9 protein-coding genes are annotated in these 14,737 nt (G+C 64.8%); 7 read left to right on the top strand and 2 right to left on the bottom strand.

Annotated elements, in window-relative coordinates:
- Window positions 1-78: 78 nt before the first annotated feature.
- Genes AC19YX_RS12710 through AC19YX_RS12695 form a run of 4 tightly spaced genes read left to right on the top strand, consistent with a single transcriptional unit; the run spans window position 79 to window position 4,792 of the window.
- Window positions 79-858 carry an efflux RND transporter periplasmic adaptor subunit gene (locus AC19YX_RS12710; protein ID WP_500606365.1) on the top strand — a complete coding sequence of 260 codons (780 nt, stop codon included), beginning with the start codon at window positions 79-81 and terminating at the stop codon, window positions 856-858.
- Window positions 855-2,174: an efflux RND transporter periplasmic adaptor subunit gene (locus tag AC19YX_RS12705; RefSeq protein ID WP_500606364.1), complete on the top strand. Its 1,320-nt coding sequence runs from the start codon at window positions 855-857 to the stop codon at window positions 2,172-2,174. The genes AC19YX_RS12710 and AC19YX_RS12705 overlap by 4 nt, the downstream gene beginning before the upstream one ends.
- Window positions 2,174-4,270 (top strand): efflux RND transporter periplasmic adaptor subunit, encoded by a 2,097-nt coding sequence (locus tag AC19YX_RS12700; RefSeq protein ID WP_078469172.1) that lies wholly within the window; start codon window positions 2,174-2,176, stop codon window positions 4,268-4,270. Before AC19YX_RS12705 ends, AC19YX_RS12700 begins: the two co-directional genes overlap by 1 nt.
- Before the next feature lie 27 nt (window positions 4,271-4,297).
- Complete coding sequence (locus AC19YX_RS12695) at window positions 4,298-4,792, top strand: GNAT family N-acetyltransferase (RefSeq protein ID WP_078469173.1); 495 nt, start codon at window positions 4,298-4,300, stop codon at window positions 4,790-4,792.
- On the opposite strand, the gene AC19YX_RS12690 is transcribed toward AC19YX_RS12695, so the two are convergent.
- On the bottom strand, window positions 4,785-5,096 hold the full coding sequence (locus AC19YX_RS12690; RefSeq protein ID WP_500606363.1) for a DUF6916 family protein: 312 nt from the start codon (window positions 5,094-5,096) through the stop codon (window positions 4,785-4,787). The two genes, AC19YX_RS12695 and AC19YX_RS12690, sit on opposite strands and share 8 nt — an antisense overlap.
- A gap of 56 nt (window positions 5,097-5,152) precedes the next feature.
- The gene (locus tag AC19YX_RS12685) at window positions 5,153-5,743 is read right to left on the bottom strand and encodes a phage tail protein (RefSeq protein ID WP_078469175.1); all 591 of its coding nucleotides are present in this window, start codon (window positions 5,741-5,743) and stop codon (window positions 5,153-5,155) included.
- Between the two features lie 234 nt (window positions 5,744-5,977).
- On the opposite strand from AC19YX_RS12685, the gene AC19YX_RS12680 reads away from it, so the two are divergent.
- The 3 genes from AC19YX_RS12680 (at window position 5,978) to AC19YX_RS12670 (ending at window position 14,720) form a co-directional block, all read left to right on the top strand.
- Window positions 5,978-7,564: a glycosyltransferase family 39 protein gene (locus AC19YX_RS12680; RefSeq protein ID WP_500606362.1), complete on the top strand. Its 1,587-nt coding sequence runs from the start codon at window positions 5,978-5,980 to the stop codon at window positions 7,562-7,564.
- Window positions 7,565-7,728: 164 nt separating this feature from the next.
- Window positions 7,729-8,574 (top strand): sulfotransferase family protein, encoded by an 846-nt coding sequence (locus AC19YX_RS12675; protein ID WP_078469177.1) that lies wholly within the window; start codon window positions 7,729-7,731, stop codon window positions 8,572-8,574.
- Window positions 8,575-8,672: 98 nt separating this feature from the next.
- Window positions 8,673-14,720 (top strand): Ig-like domain-containing protein, encoded by a 6,048-nt coding sequence (locus AC19YX_RS12670; protein ID WP_500606361.1) that lies wholly within the window; start codon window positions 8,673-8,675, stop codon window positions 14,718-14,720.
- The last annotated feature ends 17 nt before the right edge of the window (window positions 14,721-14,737 follow it).

Here is a 14,737-nt window from a genome sequence, read left to right as displayed (position 1 = left end):
CGATAAAGATGATGGCGTTGTGCTTGACGCTCACCCTCGCTGTCGTAGACTCCGCCCATCCGACAGGGAGTAAAGGTTATGCGGCGTTTTCGTGGTTTGGGATTCGGATTGACCTGCCTGGCGTGCCTGGCGCAAGCGCAAACTCCCGTCGCCGACGATCCGCTGCTGGCCAGCCTGGCCTCGGACGCCAGCTCGACCAGCACCCAAGCCCGTGGCGTACTGCGCGCCCGCGACCAGGCGATGATGGCCAGCGAGCTGTCCGGGCGGATTGTCGAACTGCCTTTCAGTGAAGGCGAATCCTTCAAAAAGGGCGATGTGCTCGCCCGTTTCGACTGCTCGGCCTATCAGGCCCAGCTCAATGCCGCGCAGGCCGCCAGCCGGGGTGCCAGTGAAGAGCTGGCCCACAACAAGCAACTGGCGGCGCTGAACTCGGTGGGGCGTTTCGAGGTGTCGCGGGCCGAGGCCAAGCTCACCGAAACCCAGGCCCAATCCCAGGTCTATCAGGTGCAGGTCAAGCGTTGCAGCGTGGTCGCGCCTTTCGACGGCCAAGTAGTGCAGCGCAAGGTGCAGCGCTTCGAGAGCGTGGCGGCCGGTTCGCCGCTGCTGGAAATCGTCGACAACCGCACCCTGGAAATCCACCTGCTGGTGCCGTCGCGCTGGATGGGCAAACTCAAGCCCGGGCAGACCTTCAGCTTTATCCCCGATGAAACCGGGCAGTCGCTCACGGCCACCGTCAAGCGCCTGGGCGCGCGGATCGACGAGGGCAGCCAGACCCTGCTGCTGGTGGCCACGGTGCCCAGTGCCGCCGGGCTGCTGGCGGGCATGAGCGGCACGGCGCGGTTTGCGGAGTCCCCATGAACGCGCCGCTGTCGGGCTCGGCGGAACAGGTATTCGCCCGCTTTCTCGACCTCGAACGCCAGACCCGCGCCGCGTCGACCGTGGAGCAGCTGGCCTACAGCCTGGTCAATGACGGCCAGGCGCTGTTCGGTTTTCGCCATGCCGCACTGCTGATTGCCGGCAAGGTGCGCGCGGTGACCGGGGTCAGCAGCCTCGACCCGAATGCGCCGTTCGTGGCCTTCGTCGAACATGCCGTGGCGCAGCTATTCAAGCGTGAACAGCTGCAGCAGGCGCGGGTGGTGACGCCGGATATGGTCAGCGACTCGGTGCGCGCCGATTGGCAGGGCCTGTCGGCGGCCCAGGTGTTCTGGTTGCCGCTGCTCGATCGCAAGGGTGAAGTTTTCGGCGGCTTGTGGCTGGCCCGGGACACCGCGTGGAATCCCGCCGAACAAGTGCTGTTGTCGCAATTGGGCGACACCTACAGTCATGCCTGGCTGGCCCTGCAACCGCGCCAGCCATGGCGCCTGCGCTGGACCCGCAAGCGCCAGCTGTTGCTGGTGGGCGTGGTGCTGCTGGGGCTGTTGATCCCGGTGCGGCAATCGGTGCTGGCGCCGGCCGAAGTCGTGCCCCTGGGCGGGCGGGTGGTGGCGGCGCCGCTGGATGGGGTGATAGCCGAGTTCCTGGTCAAGCCCAACCAGAGCGTGAAGACCGGGGATCTGCTGCTGCGTTTTGAAAGCACCACCCTCACGGCCCAGGCGGATGTTGCGGCGCGGGCCCTGGGTGTGGCCGAGGCCGAGCTCAAGGCCAATGCCCAGCGTGCCTTTGCCGATGCGGAGTCGAATTCGAAAATCGACCTGCTGGCGGCGCGGGTCGAACAGAAGCGTGCCGAGCGCGATTACGCCAGGGAGTTGCTCAAACGCAGCGAAGTGCGCGCCGAACGCGACGGCATCGCGGTATTCGCCGATGCCGAGCGCTGGACCGGCAAGCCGGTACAGACCGGCGAGCGGTTGATGGAAATTGCCGATCCGAACCAGGCCGAGCTGCGCATCGAGCTGGCGGTGGGGGATGCCATTGCCCTGGAGCCCCAGGCGGAAGTGGCGCTGTTTCTCGACAGCGACCCGTTGCAGCGACACCTGGCGACCCTCGAACACGCCGCCTATGAAGCCCAGCCCACGGCGGGCGGGCAATTGGCCTACCGGCTCGATGCGAGTTTTCGCCAGGCGCCGCCGCGGATCGGCTTGCGTGGCACGGCGAAGATCTTCGGCGAGCGGGCCCCTCTGGCCCTGTATCTGTTACGCCGTCCCCTGGCCGGTCTGCGCCAGAGCGTAGGTCTGTAATGAACCTGCCGGCCCTGCGCACCGACTTGCAGTTGTCGGCCGCCGCTGCGGCCCGGGATGGCTCGCCGCGCTGGACCCTGGCCGACCCGGTGCGCGGGCGTTATTTCAAGCTGGGGGCGGCGGCGATCCGCCTGTTGCGCCATTGGGCACTGGGCGACGCGCAGCAGGTGCTGCAAGCGGCCAACCGCGAGCCTGGCCTGGCATTGAGCGAAGGCGAGCTGGAGGAGTTGCTGGGATTCTTGCGGGCCCATGACCTGATCAGCGCGCTGGACCCGGAGCAACGCTCCAGTTACAGCCACAAGGCCGCGGCGCAGCGCCAGAGCCTGTGGCAGATCCTGTTGCATCAGTACCTGTTCTTTCGAATTCCGCTGTGGCGCCCGGACGCCTTTCTCAATCGTGCCTGGCCGTGGTTGCAGCGCTTCGGCCCTCACCTGTTGCGATTTGGCCTGCCGATCACCCTGGGGCTTGGGGTGTTTCTGGTGTCGCGGGACTGGCAGCGGTTTCTCGCGACCTTTCCCCATCTGTTCAGCCTCGGCGGGGCCCTGGCGTTCGGCGCGGCGCTGTTTTTCGCCAAGCTGTGCCACGAGTTCGGCCATGCCTTTATGGCCAAGCGCGCGGGGTGTCGGGTGCAGAGCATGGGGGTGGCGTTCATGGTGCTGTTGCCGATGTTCTACACCGATGTCAGCGATGCCTGGCGGGTCAACGACCGGCGCGCCCGGCTGCTGATTGGGGCCGGCGGCGTGCTGGCGGAATTGCTGCTGGCGTGCATCGCGTTACTTGCCTGGTCATTGCTGCCGGACGGCCCGGCGCGCACCGCCGCCTTCATGCTGGCCAGCGCCACCTGGATCACCACCCTGGTGATCAACCTCAACCCGTTCATGCGCTTTGACGGGTATTTCCTGCTCAGCGATCTGTGGGAGGTGGACAACCTGCAAGGCCGGGCCTTTGCCCTGTGCCGCTGGCACCTGCGCGAAGTGCTGTTCGGCTATGGCCAACCGGCGCCCGAGCCCTGGTCGCCACCCATGCAGCGGCGCCTGCTGTGGTGGGGCTACGGCTCGTGGCTGTGGCGTGCGGCGCTGTTCTTCGGGATCGCCCTGGCGGTGTATCACCTGTTCTTCAAGTTGCTGGGCATCTTCCTGATGCTGGTGGAGCTGGTGTGGTTCATCTTCCTGCCGATCTGCAAAGAGGGTTACCAGTGGTGGGCACGCCGCGAACAGGCCCACACCCCGCGCGTGCTGCTCAGTGGCCTGGGTCTACTGGCGCTGTTGCTGCTGCTGGCGGTGCCCTGGCGCAGCAGCGTCGAAGTGCCGGCGATGCTCGAAGCCGGGCGCGTCACCGCGCTGCATGCGCCGGTGGCGGCGCGGGTCAAACAGGTGCTGGTCGAAGACGGCCAGAGCGTGGCCCAGGGCGCGTTGCTGGTGGAGTTGGAGTCGCCGGATATCGACTCGCGGCTGGTGATCGTGCGGCGTGAAATCGACATCCTGCAATTGCAGATGCGGCGCCAGGCCGGTCGCAGCGAAACAGCGGCGGATGTTGGCGTGCTTGAACAACGCCTGGCCGAGGCGGTGGCCGAGTATCGCGGCTTGCAGGCCCGGCGCGAGCGCCTGCTGCTACGCGCACCCCAGGCCGGCCAGGTGCGGGACCTGATGCCGCAGCTGGTGGCCGGGCGCTGGGTGTCGACCCGCGAGCCCCTGGCGCGGATTGTCGAGGGCGGCACCCGGGTGCGCGGTTACCTGGCTGAAGCCGATTTGTGGCGGGTCACCCCGGGGGCAAGCGGGCGCTTTATCGCCGACGACCCGATGCGCCCGGCCTGGCCGCTGGAGCTGGTGGATGTGGACGTCAATGGCGTGGCCGCCATCGACCTGGAGGCCTTGACCTCCGACCACCACGGGCCGATTGCCGTGCGCCGTGATGAGAACAGCCGGCCCGAGCCGGTGCAGGCGCAGTACGGTGCGCGCCTCAGGTTGCTCGAAGAAGTGCCGACGCCGAGCCATCCGCTGCGCGGCGTGGCGGTGTTGCAGGGGCGCAGCGAGTCGTTGTTGGGCACGGCCTGGCGGCGCCTGGCGGCGCTAGGGGTGCGGGAAAGCGGGTTCTAGTGATCAGGTCTTGAGGGAGTACAGCCGATGTTGAACAGTTCGTCCGCCGCCGGGTTATCCATGCGCCCCTCGCGGCCCACGGATGGGCCCTTTATGCAGAGCCTTTACCAGTCGGCCCGGCCCGAGTTGCAGTTGATCGACGCCGAACCCGAGGTGGTGGCGCAGGTGGTGGCCCAGCAGTTTCTGGTGCAGGAACGGGGCATCGGCGACAACTTCCCCGACGCCCTTCACTACGTGGTGGAAAAGCTCGACACCCCGATCGGCGTGCTCAGTGCCGACTTCGGGCCCAATGAAATCCGCGTGCTGTACCTGGCGTTCATCCCCGGGGCGCGGGGCAAGGGCTATGGCCGCTCGGTGCTGCAAGGGGTGCAGAAGGCCGCCGAACAGGTGCGCTGCCCGGTGGCGACGGTGGTCTGGGCCAGCAACCCCCAGGCGCGCCAGCATTACCTGGCGCTGGGGTTTCGGGTCGAGGAAAGCACACCCGGCGCCGAGCGCCTGGTGTGGTACCCGGGGGTCAGTTGAAGATGATGTTGAAGTAGCCCTGGTCCGGGTCGCGACCCAGCGCTGGCTCGCGAGATACAAAAATCGCTTCTACGCGCCCCAACTGCGGCAGCTCCAGAGCGCATAGCCCATCGACAAAGTCGGTCGGTTGCAGGCTGCGCAACTGCACGTTGAACGGGATGCGGGTGTTTTCCGGCAGGCGCGATTGCGGGCGCGACACCACCGCTTCGACTTGCACCGGCAACGGGCTGCCGTCGGGCAGGTACAGCGGGCACGGCTGGTTCACCAGTGCCAGGAAGTGTTCGTTGCAAACCTGTTGCAGCATTGATGTTCTCCTGAAAAACCACTAACCGGAGCACTAGGCCCCGGCCAGCGGCTGGATCAATTGCGTGAAGGGAAGATCCCTTGCAAGGCAATGCTGAAGTTCACCGCCAGGAACGGATTGCTCACTTCCAGCGGCACGTTGCCACCGACGGTGCTCAGGGTGCCGCCGATGCTGCTGCTGGTGCCCTTGAGCGGGACCGGCGAGGCACCTTGCTGGTCCGAGAAAATCGCTGCCGAAGGTGGCCCGCCGGAGATGGAGGCGCCGATGTAGGAATTGGTCGGCGTGGGGGCGGTGAGCGGATTGCTGGGAACGTTTGCCAGGTTGACGGTGGTGGTGACGGTCAGCGAGTTAGTCGGAATCGCCTGGGCTGGCACGTTACTGGTCAATACATTCAAGCGCTCGACGCCGCCGATCTCGCCGATGGGCCGTGGCGACAAGCCAGGCCCTTGCCCCATCCCCATGGGCAGCCGGCTTTGCAGGTTGGGCAGGTTGAAGGTGGTCTGGCCATTGCCGCCGTAGTAGGTGCCGAGCAGGGCAAACAGCGCCGAATTCTGCGCGATGCCGATCACTTGCCCATTGCACAATGCCCAGCCATTGGGAGCAAAGTTGAAGCCGAGCATCTGGATACTGCCAAGATATACATCCATAGATCCTAGTCCTTGCGCTGTGTTGAGTGAGGTGCCCCGCCCGTTGGCAGCCGCGGTGCGGCCTGCCGGGTCTGCTTTGCACCGAGAGCAAGCGTAGACCTAACCTTGGGCGGCGTCTGGCATTAATTCGGTTGAGGTCGCGATTGGAACAACTGCGTGGATTGCGAGGCTTGTGGCCTACAATCAGCGCGTCATGCCCTGCCGGTGGCAGTGGACGATTTGTCGAGGATGGTGATGGGCGTTCCGAATAACGATGAAGTGGCCAACCTGCCTTACCGCCAGCCCGTCGCGGCTGAGCACTCTGTTCTGCACCTGCTGCGCGCGCCCTGGCTGATACCGCTGCTGGCCCTGGCCATTGGCGCGCGCCTGTATCAATTGACGGCGGCGGCGATCTGGGGCGACGAGGGCTCCAGCCTGTTGCTGGCCCAGTTTCCCCTGGCGGGCATCTGGTTCCATGCGGCCCATGATGTGCATCCGCCGCTGTATTTCATGCTGCTGCGGGCCTGGATCGGCCTGTTCGGCGACTCCATCGAATCGATCCGCATGATGAGCGCGGTGCCCGGGGTGATTGCGGTGTTCCTCGGCACCTGGCTGGCGCACCTGATCGCCAGCCGCCGGGCCACGATGCTCACCTGTCTGTTGCTGGCCCTGTTGCCCACGGCCGTGCGCTACAGCCAGGAAATACGCATGTATTCGTTGATGGGCGTGTGGCTGCTGGGGGCGACCCTGGCGCTGGTGTACTGGGTTCGCGCACCGCAGCGCCGGCGTTACCTGGCGATCTACGCGCTGCTGATGGCGGCGGCGTTCTATACCCACTATTTTTCCGCACTCTGTGTGCTGGCCCATTGGGCGTATCTGCTGGTGCTGCGAGCCCCTTTCGCCGGTGCCCAGCGCTATATCGCCCGCCGCGACTGGTGGCTGGCCAATGGGGCGATCGTGCTGCTGTTCCTGCCCTGGCTGCCGGGGTTGATCGACCTGGTGCTGCACATGGATGCCCTGGAGGTGGGTGGGGATGTCGGCTGGGAGCCGGCGGTCACCCTGCGCTCAATGCCGTCGATGCTGTGGCAACTGATGGCCCAGGACGATGCTGAAGGCATGCCGCTGTGGCTGCTGCTGACCCTGCCCGGCGTGCTGGTCGCGATGATGGTCTATGTGGTCTGCACCGACCGCAGCTGCTATCGGTTCGCCACCCTGGTGGTGCTCTACAGCGCGCTGCCGTTGCTGGTGCTGTATGGGGTGTCGTTTGTCTCGCCGGTGTTTATCGAGCGCTACCTGACCGCGCCGGCCCTCGGCTTGGCGATCATCCTGGCCCTGGGTATCGATAGCCTGGCGCGGCGCTTCAAGGTCCTGGCCCTGGCCTTGCTGCTGGCGGTGCTGGCCGTTGAGGGCGTGGGGCTGAAAAACAACTACACGGTGGACGCCGACGACCAGTTCAATGACCTGGTCGCCTACATGAACCGCCATACCCAGGCGGGGGATCAGGTGGTCCTCGGCGATATGTTCTGGTACCTCACCTGGGGCTACTACGACCAAAGCGCGACCGCCCCCAGGCTGTATACGCCGCCCACCGCCGCCGGCGTGTCCACCCGGCCCAACAGCTACGGCTTCGGCACGCTGATCGATGAAAACGCCGGGGTCTACCTCGACCACCTGCAAGACCTGCCCCAGGGCAACGGCCGGGTCTGGCTGGTGATGAGCCGGGAGGCACCGGACGAGTTTCCGTCCATTCCCAGTGGTTGGCGGAAAATTGACCAGCATGCGGGAGGCGATACCCAGGCGGTTTTATATGAGGCTTGTCATGTTCCCTGTGGCACTCGCTGAGGCTGGGAAGGCCGATTTAGAGCCGCCGACACGACTTTTGCCGGAAACCCCCGTGGTTATGGGGGTTTTCCGACTTAAAACCCCGGCCGTTGATATCAAAATACTACTAGTTAGAAACAATTCCTTACGCTACGCTTTGTCCTACAAAATGGACTGAATCGCAGGTGAAGGGATTGCCCAACTTCCACTTTATCTCTGGATTGCCGCGCTCAGGGTCAACCCTGCTCTCTGCCATTCTTCTGCAAAATCCGCGTTTTCATGCCGGCATGACCAGCCCGGTCGGGTCGCTGTTCGCCAGCGTCCTGGGTCAGTGCAGCGCCGGCAGCGAGTTCGGCTCGGTGATCGACACTGCCATGCGCCGGCGCCTGCTGGGCGGGCTGTTCGACTCCTACTACGCCGACAAGGCCGATAAACCGGTGATTTTCGACACCAATCGCCAATGGTGCTCGCGACTGCCGGCCCTGACCGACCTGTTTCCCCAGTGCAAAGTCATTGCCTGTGTGCGCAACGTGGCCTGGGTCATGGACAGCATCGAGCGCCTGTATCGGGCCAACCCTTTCGAAAACACCAAACTGTTCAACGACGATGTCGAGCGCAACACCGTCTACAGCCGAGTCGAAACCCTGGCCCAGCGCAACCGCCTGGTGGGGTTTGCCTGGGCGGCGCTGAAAGAGGCGTATTACGGCGAGCACGCCGACTCCCTGCTGATTGTCGACTACGACCTGCTGAGCCAGGCGCCGGAGCGGGTCATGCGCCTGGTCTACGAGTTCATCGGCGAGCCCTGGTTCGAGCATGACTTCGAACACCTGGCCTACGATGCGCCGGAGTTCGACCAGGCCCTGGGCGTGGCCGGGCTGCACAAGGTCAAGCCCCGGGTGGCCCTGCAATCGCGGCGCACCATCCTGCCGCCGGATTTGTTCGAGCAGTATTCCAAGCTGTCCTTCTGGCTCGACGGCTCGGCCAGCGCAGCCAATGTCATACGCATGAAGGCCGAAACCGCGATCAGTTGATCGCGGTTTTTTATTTCCCTTAGGTAAACGTTCGAGTTCGGGTGAGCAGCATGTGGTGGAGCAAAGGTAAGTCGCGGGTTACCCAAGGGGCCAGAGCCATGGCTTCGCCACTGATCATGTCCCTTGAGCCGCGCATGCTGTTCGACGGCGCGGTGGCGGCTACCGTGGCCGATGCGGCGCAACCCGAGAGCCACCCCACGGCGGACCCTACCGCAGACGCAGCCAAGGCCCCGGCCTCGGCCGATCACCCGGCCACCGGCAGCAACGCCAATGCCACCACCGGCACTAGTGACAGCCATGACCAGGCCGATGCGCCCCTGGCCGCCACACCGAACGCGGTGCCCGGGCAGACCGTGGTGTTCGTCGACTCCCGGGTCAAGGATGCCGCCGACCTGTTGAAGGACGTGGCGCCCGGCACTCAAGTGGTGCAGCTGGACGCGACCCGCGACGGCCTGCAGCAGATCGCCGACTACCTGGACCAGCACCAGGGCGTCAGCTCGGTGCAGATCATCGCCCACGGCAATGCCGGCGACCTGTGGCTGGGCAACAGCTACCTGTCAGCGGACAACGTCACCGAGCGCAGCGCGGTGCTGGCCGAGATCGGCAAGGACATGAACGTCGGCGGCGATATCCTGATCTACGCCTGCAACACCGCCCAGGGCGAGCGCGGCATCAGCTTCGTCGACTCCCTGGCCGCACTCACCGGGCGCGACATTGCCGCGTCCACCAATCGCACCGGCATCGGCGGCGACTGGACCCTGGAAATCGCCACCGGCAGCATCGAGAGCGTCAACGCGCTGTCGAGCCAGGCCATGGCCGGGTACGACTGGGGACTGGCCACGATCACCGTGCAAAACCTCAATGACAGCGGCGGCGGTTCGTTGCGCGATGCACTGGCGAGCGCGCAGAACGGCGATATCGTGACCTTCAAAGACACCCTCAGCGGCAGCTCTGTAGCGCTGAATACTCGGCTGGAAGTGACCAAGAACATCACCCTCGACGGTGACCTGGACAACAACGGCACCGCCGACATCACCCTCGACGGCCAGTACAAGACCAGCGTGATCAAGGTCGATGCCGGGACCAAGGTGGTGTTCGACGGCCTGGTAATTACCCGTGGCCTGAGCGCCGGCAATGGCGGCAATGGCGGTTTTGCAGCGGCCGATGCCCTGGGCGCGGGGATCAGCAACTTCGGCGACCTGACCCTGAAAAACGTCAGCGTGACGGCCAACGCGGCCTCGGGCGGCGGCGGTGGCGGCGGTGTGCTTGCGCCAACGGTTGGTGGCGCTGGCGGCGGCGGCGGTGCGGTCGGTGGGGGGACCGGCGGCAATGGCGGCATCGCCGGCGATGGCACCGGGACCTACGCCGGTACTTCGGGCACGGCCAACCATGGCGGTCACGGTGGTTCCTACGGGGCGACGATGAATATGGGCGGCCAAGGTGGGTCAACCACCGGGGGCGCCGGCACGACCAATACGTACGGCTATTCCAATGGCTCTGCGGGCGGAACCGCATCCGCTGGCGGCTTGTCGATCGGCGGCGGTGGCGGCGGCTCCGGCTGGGACTTTACCGGGGGCAAGGGCGGCTCGGCGGCCGGGGGTATCTACAACGCCAGCAGCGGCAAATTGACCATCGTCGGTACGTCGGTGATTACCGGCAATATCGGTGCCGGCGGCGGCGGTGGTGGGGGCTCGATGGTGGGCAGTGGTACCGAACTTAACGGCGGCGAGGCTGGCCGGGGCGTGGGTGCCATCTGGAACAAAGGCTCGGTGCTGATCACCGTGGCCAACTTTGCCGCCCTGAACGCGGCCAACAACGCCGGGGGCAGTGGCGTAGGCGGCTTGACCACCGTTTCCACGGCCTCGCAAGGCGTCTCGCCGACGGCGATTCCCGGCTTGTTCAATGACACCGGCGCCACCTCGAACACGGCCTACGATCCGTCGCCGACCGCGACCATCGTGGTCACGACCCCGGCCCAGCACATCGGCACCACCTCCCAGGTCACCATCACCTTCAGCGAAGCGGTCAGCGGTTTCACGCTGGCCGACCTGACGGCGCCCCACGGTGTCCTGAGCAACCTGGCCACCAGCGACGGCGGCAAGACCTGGACCGCGACCTTTACCCCTGATGCCGGTGTCATCGGCACTGGCCATATCACCCTGGACAACACCGGCGTCACCAGCGTGTCGCTGAACCTGGCCGGGGTCGGCAACACGCTGTCCGGCAACTACAGCGTCGACACCGTAAGGCCGACGGCGACCGTCACCTTTACCGGTCCGACCCTGAGCACCACCGCCACCGGCACGGTGAACATCACCTTCAGCGAGGCGGTGAGCAACTTTAGCCTGGCGGACATGACCGCGACCAACGGTGTCCTGAGCAACCTGAGCACCAGCGACAACATCCACTGGACCGCGACCCTGACGCCCGTGGCCGGCAACGCCAGCAGTGGCAACATCGTGACCCTGAACAACACCCTCTACACCGATACCGCCGGCAACGCCGGGATCGGCGATTCGACGTCCGGCAGCTACGTGGTCGACACCGTGTTGCCGACGGCGACCATCGTGGTGGCCAACCCTTCGTTGAGCATCAATGACACGTCTGTGGTGACCATCACCTTCAGCGAGGCGGTCACCGGGCTCACCACCGACGACCTGGCGGTGGCCAATGGCACCCTGAGCGCCTTGACCACCCTTAACGGTGGCCTGACCTGGACCGGGACCCTGACCGCGACCGCCGGCATTAAAAACACCGGCAATGTGATTACGCTGAACAACAGCGGTGTCAGTGACCTGGCGGGCAACGCCGGCAGCGGCAGCACCACCTCCGGTCAGTATTCGATCGACACCCAGCGTCCCACCGCGTCCATCGTGTTCGGCAATAACAACCTGGGTATCGGCCAGACCACCACCGTGACCATCACCTTCAACGAGGTCGTGAGCGATCTCGACCTGGGCGACCTGGCGGTGAGCAACGGCAGCCTGAGCAACCTGGCCACCAGCGACGGCGGCCTCACCTGGAGCGCGACCTTCACCCCGACACCCGGCATCTTCAGTGCCACCAACCACATCACCCTGGACAACAGCGGCGTGCATGACGCGGTGGGCAACGCCGGCGCCGGCACCACCGACTCCAATAATGTCCGGATCGATGGCGTACGCCCGACGGCCACCGTAGAGGTTGCCAGCAGCTCGATAAAGGTGGGTGGAACGTCGCTGGTGACCGTCACCTTCAGTGAGGCGGTGACCAACTTCAGCAACAGCGACCTGACCATTGCCAACGGCACCCTCAGCACCCTGATCAGCAGTGACGGCGGCATTACCTGGACCGCGACCCTGACCCCGAACGGCGCCGTTGAAGACGCCAGCAACCTGATTACCCTGAATAACACCACCTATCGGGACTTCAGCGGCAACGCCGGGGTCGGCACCACGGATTCCAACAACTACGCGATCGATACCCTGGCGCCCACGGCGAGCATTGTGGTGGCCGACCCGCAGTTGACCGCGGGCGAGACCACCACGGTGACCATCACCTTCAGCGAGGCGGTGACCAGTTTCGACAACACCGACCTGAGCGTGCCAAACGGCACCCTGAGCGCAGTCATCAGCAGCGACGGCGGCATTACCTGGACCGCGACCTTCACGCCGACGGTCAACGTGCGTGACACCACCAACCTCATCAGCCTGAACAACGCCGGGGTGAAGGACCTGGCTGGCAATGACGGTATCGGTATCACCAACTCGACAAACTTCACCATCGATACCGTGCGTCCCAACGCCACCATCGTGATCTCGGACCCGGTCCTGGGCATCGGCGAAACCTCGCTGGTGACCATCACCTTCAACCAGGCGGTGACTGACTTCAGCAACGCCGACCTGACGATCAGCAACGGCACCTTGAGTGCTGTGACCAGCGGCGATGGCGGCATCACCTGGACCGCGACCTTTACCCCGAGCGGCAATACCACCGACGCCAGCAACCAGATCATCCTCGATAACAGTGGGCTCCAGGCGACGGTTTCCGGCAATGTCGGCGTCGGTAGCAGTGTGTCCAACAACTATGCGGTCGATACCCAGCGTCCGACCGCCACTGTGGTGGTGGACACCGATCACCTTGGGGTCGGCGGTTCGTCCGTGGTGACCATCACCTTCAGCGAGGCTGTGAGCGGTCTGGACCTCGGCGACCTGACCACCGACAACGGCATCCTGAGCGGCCTGAGTACCAGCGACAACATTACTTACACCGCAACCCTGACCCCGGTCGGGGGCATCAACCAGGCCAACAACCACATTGTCCTGGACAGCAGTGGCGTGACCGATGGTGCTGGCAATACGGGCGGCGGTAACGTGAGCTCGAACGCCTATGTGATTGATAGCCTGCGTCCGACCGCGACCATTGTGATGTCCGATTCCGCGCTGTTGGCGGGGCAAACCTCGCTGGTGATCATCACCTTCAGCGAGCCGGTGATCGGCTTCGACAATAGCGATTTGACCGTGGTCAATGGCACCTTGAGCACAGTCAGCAGTAGCGATGGCGGCATTACCTGGACCGGGACTTTTACCCCGACCAGCGGCGTGAGCGACATCAGCAACCTCATCATCCTGAACAACGCCGGGGTCGAGGACCTGGCCGGCAACGCCGGTATTGGTGTGACCACCTCCGCCAACTACAGCATCCAGACGGTGCAGCCAACCGCCAGCATCGTGGTGGCGAACCCGGCGTTGCTGGCCGGTGGCGATTCCCTGGTGACCATTACCTTCAGCGAGGCGGTCAGCGGTTTTGACAACTCGGACTTGAGCGTGGCCAACGGCACCCTGAGCAACGTCACCAGCAGCGATGGTGGCGTCACCTGGATCGCGACCTTCACCCCGGGCAGCAATGTCACGGACACCACTAACCTGATCACGCTCAATAACACTGGAGTGCTCAACGCCGTCGGCAATACCGGCAGCGGTATCACCGATTCCAACAACTACAGCATCGACACCCAGCGCCCGACGGCGACCATTTCGGTGGCCAACGCGCACCTGGGCATCGGCCAGACCACCACCGTGACCATCACCTTCAGCGAAGCGGTCAACGGTTTTGACCTGTCGGACCTGGATGTGACCAACGGTGTGCTCTCCAACCTGGCCAGCGCCGATGGCGGCACGACCTGGACCGCGACTCTGACCCCGACGGTTGGCGTCACCGACGCTACCAACCTGGTGATACTCGATACCAGTCAGGTCACTGACCTGGCGGGTAACCAGGGCTCGGGTATCTCCATCTCCAACAACTATGGGGTCGATGCCGATCTGCCGAGCGCCACCATCGTGGTCGCCAACCCGAGCCTGACTGCCGGCCAGACCACCACCGTGACCATCACCTTCAGCGAAGCCGTCACCGGTTTCGATCTGTCGGACCTGAGCGTGGCCAACGGCACCCTGTCCAACCTGGCCACCAGCGATGGCGGCAAGACCTGGACCGCGACCCTGACGCCGACGGCCAACCTGACCGACCCCAGCAACTTCATCACCCTGGACAACAGCAGTTACACCGACCTGGCGGGCAACGCCGGCAGCGGCTTTGCCAACTCCAACAATTACTCGGTGACCACGGTGTCCCTGGCCGGCGATCCGGAGTTCCGGGTCAGCGAGCCGGTGGCACCGCCCGCACTGCCCAACGTCCCGTTGCAACCGATCATCTTCGGCCCGCCGAGCGGTGACCTGGGCTCGCCGCTGGTGATGCCGCCGCTGTTCGAGCAACGCACCAGCGGCGGCGGCCTGCCGCCAATCGGCAGCATATTCATCAATAACGGTGCGCCGGCCCCAAGCTTTATCGCCCAGGTGTTCAGCACCGACAGCGGTGGCGACGGCAATGGCAGCGGCTTCCTCGGCTTTGGCGGTGGCGATGGCGGGGTGTTCGGCAGCAGCACCCTGTCGAGCCTGTTCAACCAGGACTCGAGCACCCAAAGCGACTCCCTGAACGCCTTCGGCAAGCATTCGATCAGCAGTGATGCAACCCAGGGGCTGCGCGGGGTATTTGGCGCGCCGACCCTGGGCCAGCAACTGCAGCAACTCAAAGACAATGAACAACGGCAGATCCAGGATCTGACCTATGCTTTCGAACAGGCCGGCATCAGCGAAATGCAGGCTTGAAACTCACTTAATCGATG

Source organism: Pseudomonas sp. MF09150 (assembly GCF_059862355.1).
Note: the sequence above shows the minus strand (reverse complement) of the source record. Positions and strands in the feature narration are given on the sequence as shown.